Genomic DNA, 20,558 nt, shown 5'->3' with positions numbered 1-20,558 from the left:
GGCCGGCTCGAAAGATGGCCGTCAGGCCACGGCGCGCTCCGCCATGCCGTTCGCCTGGCCGCTGTCCTCGCTGCTGTCCTGGCCGTTTTCGCGGCCATTCTCACGCAGCGCCCAGCGCACGGTTTCCGCCAGCCCCTGCTCCAGCCGGGTGCGCGGCGTCCAGCCGAGCACCGACCCGGCATAGGCCACGTCCGCCTGCACGCTGCGCTGCTCGCCCGGACGTTCGGGGTGGTAAAGCACGGGATGGTCCGCCCGCGTCCGCCCCAGCGCCCCCAGCGCGAGGTCGGCCAGTTCGCTGATGCTGGTCTGCCGCCCGCTGCCGAGGTTGAAGATCTTCCCATGGCTGGCCGGGTTGTCGAGCGCGCCGACCCAGGCGTCCACCACGTCGTCGATGAAGACGAAGTCGCGGGTCTGCTTGCCGTCTCCGTAGATACGGATCGGCTCGCCGCGGATGATGTTGCCCAGGAAGATGCCCAGCACCCCCTGATAGGGGTTATCCACCGCCTGCCGCGGTCCGTAGACGTTGTACATGCGGAAGGACGTGACCGCCAAGCCGCCCGGCAGGTCGGGCCGCGCCGCGGTCAGATGGACGTAGCGCTCGCCCGCGTATTTCGTCACCCCGTAGTAGGACACCGGAGAGCAGGGCGTGTCCTCGGGCGTCGGCACGGTCTCGGCGTTGCCGTAGGCGCTCATCGAGCTGGCGTAGAGAAGGCGCTTCACCCCGCGCTCCACGCACTGCTGAAGGACGTTCACCGTTCCTTCCACGTTGGTGCGCAGGTCGCCGACCGGGTTGCTGAAGGCGCGGATGATCGACACCTGCCCGGCGATGTGGATCACCGCGTCGGGCCGCTCCTCGAACGCCTTGTCGAGATCGTCGGGGTTGGTGACGTCGCCACGGATGTAGCGCACCTCCGCCGGCACGTTGGAGCGCAGCCCGGTGGACTCGTTGTCGATCACCGTCACCCGGTGGCCGAGCGACACGAGGCGGTGCGTGATGTGGGAGCCGATGAATCCGGCCCCGCCCGTTACAAGAACGTCCATTGGTTCCTCCACCGCACAGGAATGGGATTACGCGCTGAGGGCGATGCGGCCCGGTTCCAACTGGGTCTGGTCCGTGGGCAGGCCGTTCTGCGCGAGATAGCCTTCCGCCCAGTCCCACAGCCGGCGAATGCCGGTGTCGCGGTCCACCTGCGGGCGCCAGCCGAGAACCTCCTCCGCCTTGCGGATGTCGCTGACGTAGCAGGGCTGGTCGCCGGGCCGCCAGTCGGAGAAGTCGGCCTCCACCGGCTCGCCGCGCAGGGTGGAGAGCATCTCCCCGAACTCGCGCCAGACCGAGATGGTGTTCTCCGGCCCACCGCCGATGTTGAAGACCTGCCCGCGGCTGACCTCGATCTTCTCGGTGGCGAGGCGGAAGGCCCGCACGAGGTCTTCCACGAACAGCACGTCGCGCACCTGCATGCCGTCGCCGTAAATGTGGATGGGCCGCCCGCTCAGCGCCGAGATGATGAAATGCGCGACCCAGCCCTGGTCCTCGTTGCCGAATTGGCGCGGGCCGTAGATGCAGCTCATCCGGAAGACGACGGTCGGCAGGTCGTAGATGCGGGCGTAGTCGCGCACATACTGGTCCGCCGCCCCCTTGGAGCAGCCATAGGGCGAATGGAAGTCCAGCGGCTCCGCCTCCGAAACGCCGAGCGGGCGGTCCACGAAGCGGTAGCGGCTGCCGGTCCGCTCCACCGCCACATGCTCCAGCCCGCCATAGACCTTGTTGGTGGAGGTGAACACCACCTTCGGCGGGTTCTTCATCCGGCGGGCCGCCTCCAGCACGTTGAAGGTGCCGAGCGCGTTGATGTCGAAGTCGGTGCGCGGATCGTCCAACGACGAGGTCACCGCGACCTGTCCGGCGAGGTGGTAGACCTCCTCCGCCCCGGCCATGCAGGATTTGACGGCGGTGAAGTCGCGCACGTCGGCCTTCATGAAGGTCAGGCGGGAGCCGGCGTTGAGGGTTTGCAGCCACGCCGCGTTCCGCTCGCTGCCCGGCCGCAGCAGGGCGTCCAGGACGACGACGTCGCGCCCGTCCTCCAGCAGGTTCTTGACCAGATTGCAGCCGACGAAGCCGGCCCCGCCGGTCACGAGCGTCTTGCCTTCCATAAATTTCTTCTCCATTGCTGCGGCTTTTACCGGATGGGCAGGGGTTCAGGCGGCCTTGAGGACGGCGGCGCCCGCCGGGCGGCGGACCACCGCTTCGTAAAGCCGGTGGGTGTCGGCGGCGGCGGCGGCCCAATCGAAGCGCTGGGTGGCGCGCAGGCGGCCATGGCGGCCCATCCGCGCCCGCCGCTCGGGGTCGGCGGCGAGTTGCTCGACGGCGGCGCGCAGGGCCTGCGGGTCGCCCGGCTCGACGATCACCGCGCAGCCGTCGTCGACCTGATGCGGAATGCCGCCGACCCGGCTCGCCACCACCGGGACGCCGAAGGCCATCGCCTCCAGGATCACGTTGGGGAAGGTGTCGGCCAGGGTCGGGAAGACGAACAGGTCGGAGCGGCGGAACATGGCGGCGACCTCCGCCTCGGCCAGATTGCCGGTGAGATGGATGGTCTGGCCCGGCCCGCAGCGGCGCTGGTAGGCCTCGTAATCGACGAAGTCCCGCTTCTCGCCGCCGACGATCAGGCGGAACGGCATCGACAGCCCCACGAAGGCGTCGAGCAGCACGCCCAACCCTTTGTTGGCCGTGTGGTTGGCCAGGAAGAAGGCGGTGAATGGACCGCCACCCTCCTCCCGCTCCGGGATGCCGAACTTGCGGTGAATGTCGCGGTCCGCCGGGGTCGGCGCGCCCCAGTCGTTCGGGCGGTCCACGCCGTAGGGAATGACGGCGATGTCCTCCCCCGTGAAGCCGAAGTTCCGGACGATGGGCAGGTCCACCGGGGAGATCGCGCAGATGGCCGCCGCGTTGCGGACGACGTAGCGGACCGGGCGGTCGATCAGCAGATCCCAGGCCAGCCGCCGCGCCGCGTCCATGCGCCGGAAGGCCGCCGGGTTGCCGATCTCCACGAAGCCGTGGGTGGACACCACATAGGGCACGCCCTTCGCCACGCAGGCGCGGGCCACCCGCATCATCTCCAGCGCCGGGATCGGGTTGTGGATGTGCACCAGATCGTAGGAGCCGTGGCGGATCAGCGCCGGGATGCTCGATTGGTAGAACAGCGTCTTCGCGCGGTTGGGCAGGACGGAGTCGAGCCCGGCGAAGGGGCTGGCAAGGAGGCAGGATGTCCGGACGTCGATCCGTTCGCCCGGCTTGCTCAGGTCCATCGGGACCCGACTCGCCATGCCCATGTTCGCGATGTCGATGCGGTCGTGCGCCTGCAGCGCGACGCTCAACTTCTCCGCCGCCTTGCTGGCGCCGCTGACCGCCAGGTGCGGCGGCACGACGATCGCCGACAGGATCTTCAGGCTCATCGCAGGAATCCTCGACTGTCATGGAAGCGCGGACCGCGTCGGTTGCGGTTCAAAGCGCTGTTCCGAGGTCGTTCAGGAAAAACCGCCGACACCATGCCGTTTCATTTTAAAAACGGCACACAGAATCACAGCATCGGAGGGGTTTTCATTTATAAAAACACTTTCTGTATTTGGCAACCGCGAAGGAATGGCCAGCATCTAGCCAAATCGAAGCTCTCCTTTCGGACGCCGCGCCTGGCCGCTGCGGACCAGCGGCATCTGCACCGCCTGGCAGGCCAGCAGGAACAGGAAGGCCGGGTTCAGCATGACGTAGCGCCGCCACAGCCGCCGCGGCTCGGTGGACAGCCGGAACAGCCATTCCAGACCGGAATTCTGCATCCACATCGGCGCCTGAGGCTGTTTCCCGGCGATGAAGTCGAAAGCCGCCCCGACCGCGATCAGCGGCATCGACAGCGTCGCCTTGTGCTCGTAGACCCAGGTTTCCTGGCGCGGGCAGCCAAGCCCGACGAAGACGATCCGCGCGCCGGACTCCAGGATCTCGCGGTCCACCGCCGCGCGCTCCTCGGCGCTCAGGGTGCGGAAGGCGGACGGGCGGGCGCCGGCGATGATCAGACCGGGGAAGCGCTCGGTCAGCGCCGTGGTCAGCGTGTCGAGCAGCCCCGCCGTGGCGCCGTAGAGGTAGATGGGAAGCCCCCTCGCCGCCGCCGCCGCACAGGTGCGCAGCATCAGGTTCGGGCCGTAGACGCGGTCCGGCAGGGCGGCGCCGTGCAGGCGGTTCAACGCCCAGCGCACCGGCTGGCCGTCCGGCGTCACGAGGTCGATGGCGTTCAGGCGGTAACGGTGCTCGGGGTCCAGCGCTCCGGTCATCACCCCATGAACGGCAAGCGCGCTGACCGCGAAGGGCTTTTGCTGCTCCGCCGCGTCGATGATGGCGCGCACGCCGGCCTCGTAATCGACGGCGTTGACGTAGACGCCGAGCACTTCCTTTTTCCCATGGTCGATCATGCCACGGCCTCCACGCGCCAGCGGCGCCGATTGCTGTCGTGAATGTCGGTGAGGATGTTGCGCACGTCGTGCCGGATGTCCCAGGACGGGTAATGGGAGCGGAACCGGTCGAGCGAGCTGACCCACCAGATGTGGTCGCCGATGCGGTTGGCCTCCTTGAAGGCCAAGTCCATCGGGCGCCCGGTGATCTCCTCGCACAGAGCCACCGCCTCCAGGATGGAGCAGTTGCTCGCGCGTCCCCCGCCGATGTTGTAGACCTCGGCGCTGCGCGGCGCGTCGTGGACGGCGTGGAAGGCGGCGATCAGGTCGTTGCTGTGGATGTTGTCGCGGACCTGCTTGCCCTTGTAGCCGATCACGTCGTAGCGGGTGCCGGTGACGGCGCAACGCATCAGATAGGCCAGGAAGCCGTGAAGCTGCGTCGGCGAATGGTTCGGCCCGGTCAGGCAGCCGCCGCGGAAGCACACCGTCTTCATGCCGAAATAGCGGCCGTATTCCTGGACCAGCACGTCGGCGGCCACCTTGGAGGCGCCGAACAGGCTGTGCAGGGTGGCGTCGATCGACATGTCCTCGGCGATGCCGCCGGCGTAGCGGTGCGCCGGGTCGATCTCGTAGCGCGTCTCCATTTCGATCAGCGGCAGGCGGTTCGGCGTGTCGCCGTAGACCTTGTTGGTCGAGGTGAAGATGAACACCGCGTCCGGGCAGTGCCGCCGCGCCGCCTCCAGCAGGTTCAGCGTGCCGTTGGCGTTCACCGAGAAATCCATCTGCGGATCGCGCGCCGCCCAGTCGTGCGACGGCTGGGCCGCCGTGTGGATGATCAGGGAGATGGCCGAGCCGTGCCGCTCGAACAGCGCGTCGATGGCCGCGGCGTCGCGGATGTCGATGGCGTGGTGGCGGTAGCGCTGGCGCAGCGTCTGCTCCAGCGTCTGGCGCTGCCACGCGGTCGATGCCTCGTCGCCGAAGAAGGTCCGCCGCATGTCGTTGTCGATGCCGACGACGTCCATTCCCAACGCACCGAAATGCAGGCAACTCTCCGACCCGATCAATCCGCAGGAACCGGTGACAAGGGCGACGGACATGACGTCTAACTCCTTCACTGTTGTTCGTTGCTCTTTCGGTGTCTTCGCCGGTCAATAGGCGTTGCGGTCCCAGAAAAGGAGGAGGGCGGTGCGCACCATGATCTCGGCGTCCAGCCCCAGGGACCAGTTGTCGACGTAATAGAGGTCGTGCTCGACGCGGCGGGCGGCGGTGTGGAGGTTGTCGATCTCGCCGCGCAGCCCGTTCACCTGTGCCCAGCCAGTGATTCCGGGACGGACGCGGTGGCGGCAGGCGTAGTTCTCCACCGCCTCGTGGTACAGCACGTCCCCGGCCTTCATGGCGACGGGATGGGGCCGCGGCCCGACGATGGACATGTCGCCGCGCAGGACGTTGAAGAGCTGCGGAAGCTCGTCGATGCTCGTGCGGCGCAGAATGCGCCCAACGCGCGTCACCCGCGGATCGTTGCGCACGGTCCGCTGCGCGCCCGACTGGTCGCCGCGGTCGGTGTGCATCGTGCGGAACTTCCAGATTTCGAATTCTTCGTTGTTGAAGCCGAAGCGCTTCTGGCGGAACAGCACTGGGCCGGGGCTTTCCAGCTTGATCGCCGCCGCAGCCAGCAGCAGAAGCGGCGCCAGCGCGGCCAGCGCCGCGCCGCCGATCAGCAGGTCCTCCGACCGCTTCAGCACGCCGCGCCAGCCGGCCAGCGGGTGATGGATAACGCCCAGCAGCGGAATGCCCGCCGTCGCATCGACCGACAGGCCCGCGGTGCGGGCGATCAGCCGATGCGGCAGCAGGCGGACGTCCACCGCAAGGACGCGCAGCCGTTCCAGAATGTCGGTGATCTCGGCCTCGGCGCTCCAGGGCAGGGCCACCACCACGAGGTCGATGCGGTTCTTGCGCACCTGCTCGACCAGCCCGGTCACGCTTCCCAGCACCGGCACCCCGGCCAGCCGGGCGGTGGCCAGGGGCGGAGCGTTCATGGATGTCGGCCGGTCCGCCGCGGTGGACACCGCGCCGATCACCTGATAGCCCGCCCCTTCCGCGCGCTGGAGCCGGTCCAGCCATTCGAAGGCGAGATCGTTGGTGCCGACCAGCAGGGTCCGCTGTCGCAAACCGCCGGCCAGGTTCCAGTCGCGCGCCAAGCGGAGGAAGAGGCCGCGCAACGCGGTCAACCCGAACAGGCCGAGCCCGTACCACAGCCACAGCGTCCCCGCCGCCGCCGTGTCCAGCCGCCGCAGATCCCCCGTCACGCCGAGCATGAGGACGAGCACCAGGAAGGCCGCCGTCCAGGCCCCGAACAGCGGCCCGGCGTGCGAACCGATGGTCCGCCGCACCGCCTTGGGACGCAGGTTGCGGTAGCAGCCCGCGCTGTAGAAGCACATCAGCGACAGCACCGCCAGCGGGCCGACCGCGGCGTTGAAGACGCCTGCGAAAGCATGAACGGCGTCTGTGAACAGGGCCGGATCGGCCGGGGCGGCCCGCAGCAGACGGGCGGCGATGCCTTCCGCCGCCAGCCCCGTCCCGACGACCATCAGCGCGTCCGCGGCCACCAGCCCGCACAGCAGGGCGGGGGCGGAAGCCGCCGCGGCGACCGGCGACATGGACGCCGGGCGCGGGCCTTGGAAGGCCATCCCCACGCGCGTGCCGTATTCCGGCTTCGCCGAGCTGTCTCGTGAAGGGAGTTCGAACATCCGCCGTTCCCTGTTGGCCCATTCCCGGCCGCCGCACCCCAGCGATGCGGCGGCGCTGCCGGCTGCGTCGCCGCGCTCAGAAATAGGTCTTGGCGAAATAGGCGATGGTGCGCTCCAGCCCCTCTTCGAGCGGCACATGCGGCATCCATTTCAGGTAGGCGTTGGCCTTGGCGATGTCCGGCTTGCGCTGCCGCGGATCGTCCTGGGGCAGCGGGTGCCGCTCGATCCGGGAGCGCGAACCGGTCATCCGGATGACGGTTTCCGCCAGTTCCAGAATGGTGAACTCGCCGGGGTTGCCGAGATTGACCGGGCCGGTCACCGTCCCGTCCGTTTCCATCAGCCGGTGCAGCCCTTCGACCAGATCGTCGACGTAGCAGAAGGACCGCGTCTGCGACCCGTCGCCGTAGATCGTGATCGGATCGCCCTTCAGCGCCTGGACGATGAAGTTCGACACCACGCGCCCGTCGTTCGGATTCATGCGCGGCCCGTAGGTGTTGAAGATGCGCGCGACCTTGATCGGGACCTTGTGCTGCCGGTTGTAGTCGAAGAACAGCGTCTCGGCGCAGCGCTTCCCCTCGTCGTAGCAGGCGCGCGGACCGATGGGATTCACGTTGCCCCAATAATCCTCGCGTTGCGGGTGGACGAAGGGATCGCCGTAGACCTCGCTGGTCGAGGCCTGGAGGATCGTCGCCTTCACCCGCTTGGCCAGCCCCAGCATGTTGATGGCGCCGTGCACCGACGTCTTGGTCGTCTGCACCGGGTCGAACTGGTAATGCACCGGCGAGGCCGGGCAGGCGAGGTTGTAGATCTCGTCCACCTCGACATAGAGGGGGAAGGTGATGTCGTGGCGCACCGCCTCGAACTTCGGATTTTCCAGCAGATGCGCAATATTCGAACGCGCGCCCGTGAAATAGTTGTCGACGCACAGGACCTCTTTCCCGGCGGCCAGAAGACGCTCGCACAGGTGCGATCCGATGAACCCGGCGCCGCCTGTCACAAGAACGCGCTCAGTCGTGGACGTCATTGAGCCTCTCCATGGAGTTGACCAGGAAATTTGACCAGACAGCGGCGACACGCGGGGATGTCGCGCCCAACTTCTTCCGCGATTATTTTAAAAATCGCCGACAAGCCACAGCATTTTGCCATGCAATACGGGCCATCACTCGGCCCTCTACGCAGGAATGCATGGCCATGTCTGGAATTGTGCGGAGTTTTGGAGCCTGAACCGGCCCCGCTGCACCCGGCAAACTGTGACCGGCGCGGTGTTGACCGTCAAACACGCGGACGGGGTATCGGATATGATTATTTATGACGGTCGCCGTCGTAAGCACAGAGACGGATGGGCCTTCTTTTTTTCAATTGTTGCGTGGCCCCATTCACGATAATCGAAGTCTGTCCGGCGACGGTTGCAGCAATGGAACACCTCCGTCAATTCGGCTCTGCTCTTTAACAGGCATCCGAATTTTCGGTTATCTCCAATGAAAACAAAGGACCGCAACGCGTCCTTTGCACCCATCCGCCACGCCCATCCCGGACCGGACCGCCAGCCAGCAAGACGAAAAGGGGCGACGACGTGAATTCTTCGATCGGCAAAGGCGGAACGCTTCCGGGCCACGAAGCGCACGCCAGCGTCCTTCCGGACAGTCTCCTGCAATCGGGCGCCGGGGACTCCTCCGATGTCCGCGGCCGGCAGGAGGCGACGGTCTTCGCCACGCTGGCCGTGCTGTGGCGGCGCAAGCTGCTGCTGCTCACCGTCATCCTGCTGGGAACGGCGACCATCACCTACGTCATGCAGTCGCTGAAGCCGATGTATCGGGCCACCGCGATGGTGCAGCTCGATTCCCGGCGGGTCGAGCTGGCGGAGTTCAAGTCGGTGGTGTCCAACCTGACGCCCGAGGCTCCCGCGGTGCGCAGCGAGGTGTCCATCGTCGGCTCGCGCGCCCTGGCGGAGCGGGTGGTGGAGAAGCTGGGCCTGCAGAACGATCCCGAATTCAACCCGACGCTCAAGGCGCCGGACGGCGCGGACGATCATTGGCTGAAGCGGGTGACCAAGGCCGGTGTCGGCGCGCTGCCGCCGGAAGGAAACGACATCCTGCGCCACGTCGTGCAGCAGGCGACCGCCCTGTTCCGCGCCGATGAAAGCCCCATCGCCCGCGACCCGGATCAGGCCCGCCTGCTGACCATCGACACGCTGCTGCGCCGGATCGAGGCGCGCAACGACGATCGGTCCTTCACCATCATCATCGAGGCCTCGTCGGTCGATCCCGCCAAGGCCGCCGCCATCGCCAACGCCTTCGGCCAAGCCTATCTGGACTACCGGACGGCGATGAACCGCGACATGACCGAGCGGGTCAACCAGTGGCTCGGCGGGCGGCTCGTCGAGGCGCGCGAGGCGGTGCGCGTCGCCGAGGAGGCCATCCGCGGCTTCCGCAAGGAGAACAGCCTGCTGGAGCTGCCGCCGGACGGGCGCAACATGGTCCAGCAGCAGATGAACGAACTCGCCACCCAGCTGACCGCCGCGCAGGCGCAGAAGGCGGCGGCCGAGGCCCGCGTGCGCCAGGCCCGCGACCAGACCGCCACCAACAACGCCGCGGCGATCCCGGAGGTGCTGGCCTCTCCGCTGATCCAAAAGCTGCGCGAGGCGGAGGCGATGCTGGAGCGCCGGCTGGCCGAGCTTCAGCAGGTCTATGGCGACAAACATCAGGACATCGTGAATCTCCGCCGCGGCATCGGCGAGTTGAAGGCCCGCATCCGCGACGAGGTCGGCAAGATCCAGAAGGGCCTGGACGCCGATCTGGAGGTCGCGCGCATCCGCGAGGCCACTTTGCTGAAAGGCATCGCCGACCTGCAGGAGCAGCAGAAGGGCATCGAGGCGACCGGCATCCAGCTCCGCGATCTGGAGCGCTCCGCCGACGCGCACCGCACGCTCTACCGCAGTCTCGCCGAACGCTACGAGCAGACGATGGCGCTGAAGAACACCGGCGCGCTGGACGCGCATCTCAGCGCCCCGGCCCTGCCGCCGATCCGCCCGGCCTTCCCGCAGCTGCGCATGTCGCTGGGCGTCGGGCTGGTCGGCTCCACGGCGCTGGCGGTGGCGCTGGTGCTGCTGCTGGAGCGGCTCAGCTCCGGCCTGCGCACACCGAGCCAGGTGGAGCGGGCGACCGGCGTGCCCTGCCTCGGCATGGTCCCGTCGCTCCCCCGCAACGAGGCGGCCTGGAACCTGCCTCTCCACCCCGACAGCCGCCGCGCCCGCGAGATCGGGGCCTTCCGCGAGGCGATCCAGACGGTGCGCACCATGGCCTGCATGCCGCGCAAGCGGGGGACGCCGCCCAAGGTTCTGCTCGTCACCTCCTCCATCCCCAAGGAGGGCAAGTCGGTGCTGGCGGCCAATCTGGCGCGGTCGTTGGCCGGGCTGGGGCTCAACACGCTGCTGATCGACGCGGATTTCCGCCGCCCCTCCATCGCGAAGCTGCTGGGCTTCCAACCGCAGGGCAGCGTCGCCGACCTGCTGGACGGCCGCGTCGGCATCGACGACCTGATCCATCAGGAGACCACCAACCTCGGCGTCCTGGGCAACGCCGTCGGCACCCCCGACGCGCACGACCGCATCAGCTCCCAGGCTATGAGCGACCTGATCCAATGGGCGCGCCACAATTACGACGTGGTGGTGATCGACTCGGCCCCGGTGATGCTGTTCTCCGACGCGCTGGCCCTGTCCTTCCTGGCCGACAGCGTGATCTACGTCGTCCGCTGGCAGCACACCCCGCTGGAAACCGTGACGGCCGGCTTCAACAAGCTGAAATCGGTCGACAGCGCGGTCGGCGGCGTCGTGCTGTCGCGGGTCGTCGCGTCCAAGCACATCAAGTACGGCCACAAGGACGACGCCTACTACTACGCCCTGCACGCGCCCGCGCGGCACTCCTAACCCAGTCGAACCAGCCCTCCCCCCTCTGGTCACGCGCAAACGACGTTTGCGCTGACGCGACAGGCGGACCTCCGGTCCGCCGAAAGCGGAGAGAGGGGGGGCCCATAGGGGCCTCTCGCGCTGGCCGAAGGCCAGCACTGACGGCGGCAGGCGGATGCCAGAGGCATCCGCTGAGAGCCGGTGAGGGGGACGCGCTTCTGCCGGACGGTCCGCCACGCGCAACCCCCTCACCCTACCCTCCCCGAGGGAACAGCCAAGAACGAGGATTCCATGACCAACGCCGAGTTCCCGCGGCTTGCCATCATCGGCTGCGGCAGCATCGTGAGCCACCACCTGTTGCCGGCGCTGCTCCGTCTGGGCTGGCGGCCGAGCGTGCTCGTCGATCCCTCGCCGGAGCGGCTGGAGGCGGTGCAGGCCCTGCTGGGCCGCAACCGCGCGCCCGTCGCCGTGGCCGACTGGCGGGAGGCGGCGGACCGGTTCGACGCGGCGCTGGTGGCCGCCCCGCCGATGCTCCACGCGCCGGTCGGCCAGAGCCTGCTGGAGGCCGGGAAGCACGTCTTCATGGAAAAGCCGCTGGCCGTCACGCTGGCCGACGCCGAACGCATGGTGAGGACGGCGGAGGAGCGTCGATTGGCGCTCGCGGTCGGGCTGATGCGCCGCTACGTCAACGGCGTCCGCTGGCTGAAGGCGCTGGTGGACTCCGGCCAGCTCGGCCGCATCCTGCGCTTCGAGGCGCGGGAGGGCTTCGTCTACAACTGGGGCATCAGTTCGCCCGCCATGCTGCGCCGCGACGGGGCGGGCGGCGGCGTGCTGCTCGACACCGGGTCGCACACGCTGGACCTGCTGCTGTGGTGGTTCGGTGAGGCGGCGGAGGTCGATTACAGCGATGACAGCCACGGCGGGCTGGAATCCGACTGCCGGCTGTCCCTGACCATGGCCTCCGGCGCCACCGGAACGCTGGAGCTGAGCCGCACCCGCGCCCTGCGCAACACCATCCGCGTCTTCGGCACCAAGGGCAGCGTCGAGGTCCATCTCTACGAGAACCAGATCGCCTCGGACGTGCCGCAGATCCTCGATTTCGTCCATGACGGCTTCTCCGCCAACCACATCCCGCCGCAGATCTTCGGCGACCTGTTCCAGGCGGAGTTGAAGGACTTCGCCGGGGCCATCCGCGAAGGGCGCCCGGCCGCCGTCGGCGGGCGCGAGGCCCTGCCCTCCACCGCGCTGATCGAGCGCTGCTACGCCAGCCGCAAGCCGCTGGCCCTGCCCTGGGTCGACGGTCCGGCACCCGCCGCCGCTCCCCGCACAGACGGACCCACCGTGGTGGTGACCGGCGCCGCCGGATTCATCGGCGGGCGGCTGGTCGAGCGGCTGTGCCTGGAGCATGGCGCCAAGGTCCGCTGCATCGTCCGCGACATCGCGCAGGCGGTGCGGCTGGCCCGTTTCCCGGTGGAGATCATCCGCGCCGACCTGCTGGACCGCGAAGCGATCGGCAAGGCGATGTCCGGCGCCGATTGGGTTTTCCACTGCGCCTACGACGTGCGGTCGCGCCGCCAGAACATCGACGGGATGAACGCGCTGATCGACGCCAGCCTCGCCAACGGGGTGAAGAGCTTCGTCCATCTCAGCACCTTCTCCGTCTACGAACCGCTGCCCGACGGCCCACTGTCGGAGGAAACGCGCGACGGCGACCGGGCCTGGAGCTACGTCCAGAACAAGCTCGATCTGGAAAGGATGGTGCTCGACGCGGCGAGGGAGCGCGGCCTGCCGGGGGTGGTGCTCCAGCCCTCCATCGTGTACGGCCCCTTCTGCAAGCCCTGGACGAACGCCCCCGCCGAGATGCTGCTGAGCGGCACGGTGGTGCTGCCGCAGGAAGGCGGGCTGTGCAACGCCGTCTACATCGACGATCTGGTGGACGCGATGATCGCGGCGACCCGCAGCCCGCAGGCCATCGGGGAGCGCTTCGTGATCTCCGGCCCCGACGCCCCGCCCTGGGCCGCCGTCTTCGGGCGCTTCCAGGAGGCGCTGGGCGTGGACAGCCTGCGCTTCCAGCCCGCCGAGGCCATCCGCAAGGAGATGAAGAGCCTGCGGCGCGACATCGCCATGGTGCTACAGGACCCGAAGAAGATCATCCAGATCATCGTGCGCTGGCGTCCGGCCCGCCGGCTTCTCCAGGGCGGGTTCGACAGCCTGCCGCCACGGCTGCGCCATCTCGTGATGGTGCATTATTTCCTGAAGAAGAAGGCCAGCCGCAACCAGCTCTGGCTGCCCGACGCGCAGAAGCTGGCGCTCTATCAGGCCAAGGCGATCATCGATCTGGGCAAGGCGCGGCGTCTGCTCGGTTACGAGCCGCGCTTCACCTTCGAGGACGGCATGGCGCTGACCGCGGACTATCTGCGCTGGGCCTACCGCGACGCACCGCGCACCGCTCCCGCCCGCCCCGCCAACGAAGACCGGCAGCCCACGCCCCGGCCTGCCCCCCTCCCCACCGAGACGACGCGGGTCGGCAGCGCATGAAGATGATCCCGGCGTCCCTGCCAGCCTCATTGGTCCGCAGTTTTTGGACCCTCGCCGACCAGGGCGTGGTCAGCCTGGGCATGTTCGCCATCAACATCCAGCTCGCCCGCAACTTCTCGTCGGAGGAATACGGGACCTTCGTCTTCTTCCTCTCGGTGCTGCTGGCGCTCCAGGTCGTCAATGTCAGCCTGATCCAGTACCCGCTGTCGGTGGAAGGCGCAGTGCTGGACCCCGCCGAACGCCGGACCCTGGCGGGCCGCGCCGTCCTGATGACCACCGGATCGATCCTGCCGCTGTCCGGCATCCTGGCGCTGGTCGGGTACGGGCTTGGCATGCCGGAACTGGTCGGCCCCGCCGTGGTCTACTTCATCGTCTGGCAGGTGCAGGAGATCGGGCGGCGCGGGCTGATGTCCGGGCTGAAGCATGACAAGGCCCTGTGGGGCGACAGCGTCACCTATCTAGGCCAGATCGCCGTGCTGAACCTGATGGCGCTGGGTGGCCATCTGACGCTGGAGCGGGTGTTCATCGCCATGACCGGTCCGGCGCTGGCCGGGGCGGTGGTCCATTTCGCCATCCTGCGCCCGCGCTTCAGCGGCCTGTCGGACCTGCCGGCGGTCGTCCGCCGCTTCTGGTCGATCGGGCATTGGGCGCTCGCCAACAACCTGTTCCTGATGCTGCGGGTGCAGAGCCTCGTCTGGCTGATGGCGGCGATGGACGGCATGGCGTCGACCGCGGCGTTCCAGGCCGTGGTCAATCTGGTGAACATCGCCAACCCGATCATCATCGGCATGGGCAACCTCGTCCCGCAGATCGCCGCGCGCGGGCGCAGCAGCCTGTCCACAGGCGCCGGCGGGCTCCATCCGGACGAGCAGGCGTGGCTGGCGATCCGCGGCTACGTCGTCATCGGGGCAGCGCCGCTGCTGGTCTATTACAGCCTGGGTCTGCTGATCCCGCACCAGATGCTGAACGTCGTCTACGGCGCCATGTCGCCCTACGCCGACCAGGACTGGCCGCTGCGCCTGCTCTCCATCGGGGCGCTGGCCGGTTATCTGGCGGAGATGGTCTGCTCCTACTTCTACGGCGTGCAGCGCAGCCAGTTCGCGCTGGTGGTGAACGTCACCGGGACGCTGGCGGTGTTCGCCGTGGTCGGCCCGCTGGCGGCGATGTACGGCGTCGCCGGGGTGTGCATGGCCCTGCTGTTCTCCAGCCTGCTGCGCGTCGGCGCCGCCCACTACTACCTCTCCAAGACGAGGACCGCCCATGTCGCCCGCTGACGGCAGCGCCGCATTTCCCGTGGAGGAGTCCCCGCTGCGCCCGCTCGACCTCCGGCACGTCGTGATCCAGCCGGCCATCGCCCACCCTTCCTCGGCGAACGGGCTGCACAATGTGGTGCGCAGCCTGATCGCGGAGCAGCGCGCCATGGGCGACGACGCTCGGCTGTGCCTGTTCTCCGACGATCCGGACGCCCTGACCGGCATCCCGGCGGACTGCCCGGCGCAGCGCTTCCCCCTCGGCGGGCCACGGCTGTCGGGACGTTCACTGACCATCGCGGACGCGACGCTGGACCGCCTGCTCGACGGCGCCGGGCCGGACACGCTGGTGCACATCCATGGCGCGGTGAAGCCCCTGTTCGCGGCGCTCGCCCGCGGGCTGCACCGGCGCGGCGTCGCCTATGGCGTGACGCTGCACGGCCAGTGCTCCCACGTCTACGACATCGCGGGCCGGGTGCGCCGCCGTCTGCCCGCGGCGTGGCTGCGCGTCTTCGACGGCCCGGCCTTCGCCCGCGCCCGCTTCGTCCACGCCATCACGGAGGAGGAGGCCGCCATCGTCCGCCGGGTGGCCCCCGCCGCCGCCGTCCGCCTGCTGCCCAACACCGCCTGGTCGGCGCGGCGCGGCGGCCTTCCCGCCGCCGTTCCGCGCGCAGCACCGGACGGCGACCGGCTGACCTTCGGCTATTGCGCGCGCTACGAGATCGACCACAAGGGCGTGGACCTGCTGATCGACGGCTTCGCCGCCTACCGCCGCGCCGGCGGGCGCGGGGTGCTGGAACTGGCCGGGTCCGGCCCCGCACGCGCCGAGCTGGAACGGCGGGCGAACGCCCACGGCCTCGGCACCCTCATCCGCATCCACGGCCCGGTCTTCGGGGCGGAGAAGGCGGCGATGATGGCGGGCTGGCACTATTTCACGCTGACCTCGCGCTACGACGTGATGCCGACCGGCTGCCTGGAGGCCGCCCTGTCCGGCCTGCCGCTGATCGTGACGCGGGAGACCGGCCTCGTCCCCTATGTGGAGGGCCACGGCGCCGGCTTCGGCGTGTCGGCCCTGACGGCGGAGGCGGTGGCCGACGCGCTGGCGCGGGCCGAGCGGACCGGACCCGGCGCCTGGCAGAGCATGGCGGCCAACGCCCACCGCATGGTGGTGGCGATCGGCGATTGGGGTCGGATCGCCGCCCGGCTGCGCGCCGCCGCTTACGGACGCCCGTCATGAGCGCCGTCCTCTCCACGCCGAAGCGCAGCCGGACCCGCGCCGCGGATCACTATCTGACCTTCCTGATGGTCGTTCTGCTGGGCTATTCCCTGGCCGGGCGCGGCTTCGCCTACATCGGGGCGCCGCCGCTGTTCATTGGGGAGGTGCTGCTGCTCTCCGGCCTGCTGGTCATGCTGCGCATTGGCGGGGTCTTCGCCACCGTGTCCAGCCTGCCGGGAACGCTGCTGTCGATCCTGATCGTCTGGGTGCTGGCGCGCACGCTGCCCTACTTCGGCACCTACAGCTTCGACGCGCTGCGCGACAGCGTGATCGTGATGTACGGGCTGCTCGCCTTCGTCGTCATCGCCCTGCTGTACGACGAGCCGGAACGGCTGCGCCGCCTCGTGCTGGCCTATGGCGGCTTCGCGGTGTTCTTCGTAACGGTCATGCCGGTCGTCTATCCGCTGTTCCAGCTTCTGAACGCGCAGATCCCCACCTGGCCGCGCTACGGCGTCCCCTTCATCAGCCTGCGCCCCGGCGAGGTCGGCGTGCATTTCGCGGGCGTCGCCCTGTTCGTGCTGCTGGGCTTCCGCCGCCTGAACCCGCTGCATCTGGCGATGCTGGTGTTCGGCATGGCGCTGGTCGCCGCGCACAGCCGCGGCGGCATGCTCGCCATCGTCGTGCCGCTGGCCGTCGCGCTGGCCCTGGTGCCGCGCAGCCGGCAGCTCGCCCCGCTGCTGGGCATCGCCGCGGTCACCGTCATCGTGGCGCTGGTGCTGAACCTGGAGATCGAGGTCTCGTCGCGGAAGCTGTCGGTCGAACAGCTCGTCACCAACGTGATGAGCATCATGGGGACCACCGACACCGCCACGCTCGACGGCACCAAGCAATGGCGCATCATGTGGTGGGACAAGATCATCGGCTACACCGTGCAGGGCGACCATTTCTGGGACGGCAAGGGCTTCGGCATCAATCTGGCCGACGACGACGGGTTCCAGGTGGTCGACGCCGAGGACGGACAGGTGCTGCGCAGCCCGCACAACGCCCACATGACGATCCTCGCCCGCGCCGGGGTGCCCGGCTTCGCCCTGTGGGTGGCGCTGCTGGGAAGCTGGTCGGTCTTCATGATGCGCGCCTTCCTGCTGGCCCGCCGCAACGGTGACCGCGCCTGGGCGCGGCTGTTCGTCTTCCTCTTCTGCTACTGGCTGTCCATCGTCATCAACGCCTCCTTCGACGTGACGCTGGAGGGGCCGATGCTGGGCATCTGGTTCTGGGTCCTGTTCGGCGTCGGCATCGCCGCCGGCCTGATCTACCGCAACGAACTCGAAAACCGGTCCCCGCTGCCGCATTCATGAGGGAGGATGGACGATGAGCGTGCCGTTCACCGGCGAATCCGCCAATTCCGGAAAGTCGGTTCTTCTGGTGGCCTTCGCCTGCGAGCCGGACAGCGGGTCGGAATCCGCCAACGGCTGGAACTGGGGCGAGGGGCTGAAGCGCTCGGGCTGCCGCGTGACGGTGGTCACGCAGGGGCGCCTGCGCCCGAAGATCCTGGGCAAGATCGCGCGCGGCGAAACCGCCTTCGAACCGGACGACTTCGTGTTCATCGACCGCCCCGACACCATGGCGCATCACGACAGCAAGACGCGGTTCCAGCTGTCCTACATCGCGTGGCAATGGCGCTGCCGGGCGGTGGTGAAGGAGCTGGTGCGCCAGCAGCCCTTCGACATCATCCACAACGTGACCATCGGCGGCATCCGCTTCCCCGCCTTCTGCGGCGGGCTGGCGCCCCTGTCGGTGATCGGCCCGGTCGGCGGCGGGGAGCGGGCGCCCTGGCCGCTGATCCGCCCGCTGGGCTGGAAGGCCATCGCGACGGAGCTGGTCCGCGACGCCGCCATCGCCATGACGCGCATCGACCCCTTCCTGCGCCTGACTTACCGGCGCTACAACCTGATCTATGTGAAGACCCATGAGAGCCGCCACGTCCTGCCCTCCGGGGACCGCCACAAGGCGCGCCAGCATTTCGGCTGCTCCCTCCCGCCCGAACGCTTCGTGCCGATGAAAGCCCAAACCGGCGGCGATGCCGGAGCGCCGCTGAAGCTGCGCTTCTCGGGCCGCTTCCTCTACTGGAAGGGTGGCTACTACGCGCTGGCGGCTCTTGCCAGGGCACTGGAGAAGGGGGCGCGGGCACGCCTTCAAATGATCGGCAGCGGTCCGCAGTCGGAGGAGTGGAAGACTCTCGCCGACCGGCTGGGCATCGCCGAACATGTCGATTTCATCGAATGGCTGTCGCAGCCCGACTATATGGAGGTGCTGCGAAGCTCCGACGCGCTTCTGTTCCCCAGCCTGCACGACTCCGCCGCCAACGTCATCATGGAGGCGCTGGCCAACGCGCAGCCGGTGATCTGCCTCGATCTCGGCGGCTCGGGAATCATGATCGATTCCTCCTGCGGCTTCGCCATTCCCTGCCGCGGGCGGGCGGCGGCGGAGGTGATCGACGGGCTGGCCGACGCCATCGTGACCCTGGACCAGGACCGCCCGCGCCTGCGCGCCATGAGCCGTGCCGCCCACGCGCGCGCCCAGGATTTCGCGAGCTGCCGCATCACCCCCGACCTCTACACGCCGGCACCGGCATAAGAGCAAGCATGGGAAAAGGCCAATGCCGGAACGATTGATGCGGTTGGAAAATGATTGCTTCCATCATTTTCCAACCGTGGAACCCTCTCGATCAATGCGCTCGCATTGATCGAGAGGGTCATGCCGGTGGCGCCCTCAGCTGGCGTTGGTATGAACCTCGCCGGATGTGCTTCGCACCCAAGCCAGATTACGCGCCGACGCCTTTGAGGCAGCATAGCCTGTCGTTGCCGCCGCCCTTGAGTAGGCCGTGCGGAAGAAGTCCTGCACAGCTTCGACCACGTGCCCGGCTCCAGCGCCCAACCCGTACCACATCGGAAGACGCAGCAGCCTTGCGGAGAGATCGATCGTAACGGGCAATTTCCCTGCGGCGCGGGAAAAACGCCGTCCGGCCGGCGAGGTGTGCAGCGGCACGTAATGAAACGGCGCCTGAATGCCGTTCGCTCGGAGGTGGGCGATCAACGCATTGCGCTCACGGGCTGTGCGCGCCAGGACGTAATACAGATGTGCATTGTGCCGACACTCGACCGGGATCAGCGGACGGCGCAACAGGCCGCATTCCTCCAGCGGTGCCAGTGCCTCATGGTAGGCGTTCCACAAGGCATGGCGCTCCTCGTCCAGTCGCTCGGCATTCTCGAATTGAGCGAGAAGAAACGCCGCCAGAATGTCGGAGGGAAGATAGGACGAACCGACGTCCACCCAGCTGTACTTGTTGACTTCGCCACGGAAGAAGCGCGCGCGGTTTGTGCCCTTCTCGCGGATGATTTCGGCGCGGGTGATCAAATCCGGATCGTTGACGACCAGGGCGCCTCCCTCGCCGGAGATCAGGTTCTTGGTTTCGTGGAAGGAGAAGGCCGACAAGGCGCCGAAGGTGCCGAGCGGACGGCCGCGGTACGCCGACATCAGCGCCTGCGCGGCATCCTCAATCACCGCCAGACCATGCCGGGCGGCGATGGCGCAGATCGCGTCCATTTCGCAGGCGACGCCGGCGTAATGCACCACGCAGATGGCGCGGGTGCGGGGCGTGATCGCCGCCTCGATCAGGCGCTCGTCGATGTTCAGCGTGTCCGGCCGAATGTCCACGAAGACAGGCACCGCTCCGCGCAGCACGAAGGCGTTCGCGGTGGACACGAAGGTGTAGGAGGGCATGATGACCTCATCCCCCGGACAGACGTTGGTCAGAAGGGCGGCCATCTCCAGCGCTGCCGTGCAGGAATGGGTCAGCAAGGCCTGCGGTGCCCCAAGCCGCTGTTCCAGCCACGCATGACAGCGTTTGGTGAACGCTCCGTCTCCGGAAATGTGCGCCTGCTCCAGGGACTGGCGGATGTATTCCAGTTCGTTGCCGGCTAACTTGGGGCGGTTGAAGCCAATCTTCATGTCGCTCATCAACATCACCTCGCGCTCGAACTCGCCGTAGAACGCCCTGGGTCGGGGAGCGAGCGCGGCGAAATGAGGGGCACGGCTGATCGCCATCCACCGCTCGCCCGCCCAGGACCCGGCGATCCGTGTTTTCTGGATGGCCTGTTGATAGCGTCCCTTGGTCTCGGTCGGGGTTGTCAGCCATTGCACACCCCGCACCGTCTTGATGCGGTTGTGCCAGCCGCACCAAGCAAACGACACGCAGTCGAACAGGGGAAATCCGTCTATCGAGCAGATGATATCAAAGCGACCTTTCTAGGACACGTAGCTAGATTGAATGATAGTGGTGCGCTTACCCATCAGAGACTCAATTGGGCGATGTGTAATACCAACGGCAAATGAATGATCCCAATGAGGCGCGGCCGATCCCATGTTGGAAGGCATGGGAAGCGAGGTTCATTTGGTCCGCCATCTCAATG

14 protein-coding genes are annotated in these 20,558 nt (G+C 68.0%); 6 read left to right on the top strand and 8 right to left on the bottom strand.

Going from position 1 to position 20,558, the window contains the following annotated elements; genetic code table 11:
* Nucleotides 1–21 precede the first annotated feature (21 nt).
* The 7 genes from JJL56_RS11495 to JJL56_RS11465 all read right to left on the bottom strand — a co-directional run bounded on the left by JJL56_RS11495 (nucleotide 22) and on the right by JJL56_RS11465 (nucleotide 8,205).
* On the bottom strand, nucleotides 22–1,041 hold the full coding sequence (locus JJL56_RS11495; RefSeq protein ID WP_200485195.1) for an NAD-dependent epimerase/dehydratase family protein: 1,020 nt from the start codon (nucleotides 1,039–1,041) through the stop codon (nucleotides 22–24).
* 27 nt (nucleotides 1,042–1,068) lie between these two features.
* Nucleotides 1,069–2,148, bottom strand: a complete 1,080-nt coding sequence (locus JJL56_RS11490; RefSeq protein WP_200485194.1) for a GDP-mannose 4,6-dehydratase — start codon at nucleotides 2,146–2,148, stop codon at nucleotides 1,069–1,071.
* Nucleotides 2,149–2,193: 45 nt separating this feature from the next.
* Nucleotides 2,194–3,450, bottom strand: a complete 1,257-nt coding sequence (locus JJL56_RS11485) for a glycosyltransferase family 4 protein (protein WP_200485193.1) — start codon at nucleotides 3,448–3,450, stop codon at nucleotides 2,194–2,196.
* 198 nt (nucleotides 3,451–3,648) lie between these two features.
* Nucleotides 3,649–4,455: a WecB/TagA/CpsF family glycosyltransferase gene (locus tag JJL56_RS11480; RefSeq protein WP_145624564.1), complete on the bottom strand. Its 807-nt coding sequence runs from the start codon at nucleotides 4,453–4,455 to the stop codon at nucleotides 3,649–3,651.
* A complete protein-coding gene (locus tag JJL56_RS11475; protein ID WP_200485192.1) occupies nucleotides 4,452–5,531 on the bottom strand; it encodes an NAD-dependent epimerase/dehydratase family protein in 1,080 nt (359 codons plus the stop codon). Before JJL56_RS11475 ends, JJL56_RS11480 begins: the two co-directional genes overlap by 4 nt.
* A 51-nt stretch (nucleotides 5,532–5,582) precedes the next feature.
* On the bottom strand, nucleotides 5,583–7,181 hold the full coding sequence (locus tag JJL56_RS11470; RefSeq protein ID WP_186452861.1) for an undecaprenyl-phosphate glucose phosphotransferase: 1,599 nt from the start codon (nucleotides 7,179–7,181) through the stop codon (nucleotides 5,583–5,585).
* Nucleotides 7,182–7,257: 76 nt separating this feature from the next.
* Entirely contained in the window at nucleotides 7,258–8,205 is a 948-nt protein-coding gene (locus JJL56_RS11465) for a UDP-glucuronic acid decarboxylase family protein (RefSeq protein ID WP_145624571.1), read from the bottom strand.
* Between the two features lie 549 nt (nucleotides 8,206–8,754).
* Between JJL56_RS11465 and JJL56_RS11460 the strand changes: the two genes are divergently transcribed.
* The 6 genes from JJL56_RS11460 to JJL56_RS11435 all read left to right on the top strand — a co-directional run bounded on the left by JJL56_RS11460 (nucleotide 8,755) and on the right by JJL56_RS11435 (nucleotide 18,723).
* Nucleotides 8,755–11,106: a GumC family protein gene (locus JJL56_RS11460; protein WP_145624572.1), complete on the top strand. Its 2,352-nt coding sequence runs from the start codon at nucleotides 8,755–8,757 to the stop codon at nucleotides 11,104–11,106.
* Nucleotides 11,107–11,376: 270 nt separating this feature from the next.
* A complete protein-coding gene (locus JJL56_RS11455) occupies nucleotides 11,377–13,623 on the top strand; it encodes an NAD-dependent epimerase/dehydratase family protein (RefSeq protein ID WP_200485191.1) in 2,247 nt (748 codons plus the stop codon).
* Complete coding sequence (locus JJL56_RS11450) at nucleotides 13,620–14,897, top strand: MATE family efflux transporter (protein ID WP_247891031.1); 1,278 nt, start codon at nucleotides 13,620–13,622, stop codon at nucleotides 14,895–14,897. Before JJL56_RS11455 ends, JJL56_RS11450 begins: the two co-directional genes overlap by 4 nt.
* Nucleotides 14,884–16,110 (top strand): glycosyltransferase family 4 protein, encoded by a 1,227-nt coding sequence (locus JJL56_RS11445; protein ID WP_186452863.1) that lies wholly within the window; start codon nucleotides 14,884–14,886, stop codon nucleotides 16,108–16,110. The genes JJL56_RS11450 and JJL56_RS11445 overlap by 14 nt, the downstream gene beginning before the upstream one ends.
* On the top strand, nucleotides 16,107–17,444 hold the full coding sequence (locus JJL56_RS11440; protein ID WP_200485190.1) for an O-antigen ligase family protein: 1,338 nt from the start codon (nucleotides 16,107–16,109) through the stop codon (nucleotides 17,442–17,444). Before JJL56_RS11445 ends, JJL56_RS11440 begins: the two co-directional genes overlap by 4 nt.
* 13 nt (nucleotides 17,445–17,457) lie before the next feature.
* Nucleotides 17,458–18,723, top strand: a complete 1,266-nt coding sequence (locus JJL56_RS11435) for a glycosyltransferase family 4 protein (RefSeq protein ID WP_200485189.1) — start codon at nucleotides 17,458–17,460, stop codon at nucleotides 18,721–18,723.
* 135 nt (nucleotides 18,724–18,858) lie between these two features.
* On the opposite strand, the gene rffA is transcribed toward JJL56_RS11435, so the two are convergent.
* Complete coding sequence (rffA, locus tag JJL56_RS11430; protein WP_425599129.1) at nucleotides 18,859–20,379, bottom strand: dTDP-4-amino-4,6-dideoxygalactose transaminase; 1,521 nt, start codon at nucleotides 20,377–20,379, stop codon at nucleotides 18,859–18,861.
* Between the last annotated feature and the right edge of the window lie 179 nt (nucleotides 20,380–20,558).

Source organism: Azospirillum aestuarii, assembly GCF_016632405.1.
In the GTDB taxonomy this organism is placed as follows: Bacteria; Pseudomonadota; Alphaproteobacteria; order Azospirillales; family Azospirillaceae; genus Azospirillum; species Azospirillum aestuarii.
This window is presented reverse-complemented; position numbering and strand designations above follow the sequence as displayed.

Bases quoted from the DNA above. Each gene is read 5' to 3' on its own strand.
- JJL56_RS11495 (WP_200485195.1), bottom strand. From the start codon at position 1,041: ATGGACGTTCTTGTAACGGGCGGGGCCGGATTCATCGGCTCCCACATC.
- JJL56_RS11490 (WP_200485194.1), bottom strand. From the start codon at position 2,148: ATGGAAGGCAAGACGCTCGTGACCGGCGGGGCCGGCTTCGTCGGCTGC.
- JJL56_RS11485 (WP_200485193.1), bottom strand. From the start codon at position 3,450: ATGAGCCTGAAGATCCTGTCGGCGATCGTCGTGCCGCCGCACCTGGCG.
- JJL56_RS11480 (WP_145624564.1), bottom strand. From the start codon at position 4,455: ATGATCGACCATGGGAAAAAGGAAGTGCTCGGCGTCTACGTCAACGCC.
- JJL56_RS11475 (WP_200485192.1), bottom strand. From the start codon at position 5,531: ATGTCCGTCGCCCTTGTCACCGGTTCCTGCGGATTGATCGGGTCGGAG.
- JJL56_RS11470 (WP_186452861.1), bottom strand. From the start codon at position 7,181: ATGTTCGAACTCCCTTCACGAGACAGCTCGGCGAAGCCGGAATACGGC.
- JJL56_RS11465 (WP_145624571.1), bottom strand. From the start codon at position 8,205: ATGACGTCCACGACTGAGCGCGTTCTTGTGACAGGCGGCGCCGGGTTC.
- JJL56_RS11455 (WP_200485191.1), top strand. From the start codon at position 11,377: ATGACCAACGCCGAGTTCCCGCGGCTTGCCATCATCGGCTGCGGCAGC.
- JJL56_RS11450 (WP_247891031.1), top strand. From the start codon at position 13,620: ATGAAGATGATCCCGGCGTCCCTGCCAGCCTCATTGGTCCGCAGTTTT.
- JJL56_RS11445 (WP_186452863.1), top strand. From the start codon at position 14,884: ATGTCGCCCGCTGACGGCAGCGCCGCATTTCCCGTGGAGGAGTCCCCG.
- JJL56_RS11440 (WP_200485190.1), top strand. From the start codon at position 16,107: ATGAGCGCCGTCCTCTCCACGCCGAAGCGCAGCCGGACCCGCGCCGCG.
- JJL56_RS11435 (WP_200485189.1), top strand. From the start codon at position 17,458: ATGAGCGTGCCGTTCACCGGCGAATCCGCCAATTCCGGAAAGTCGGTT.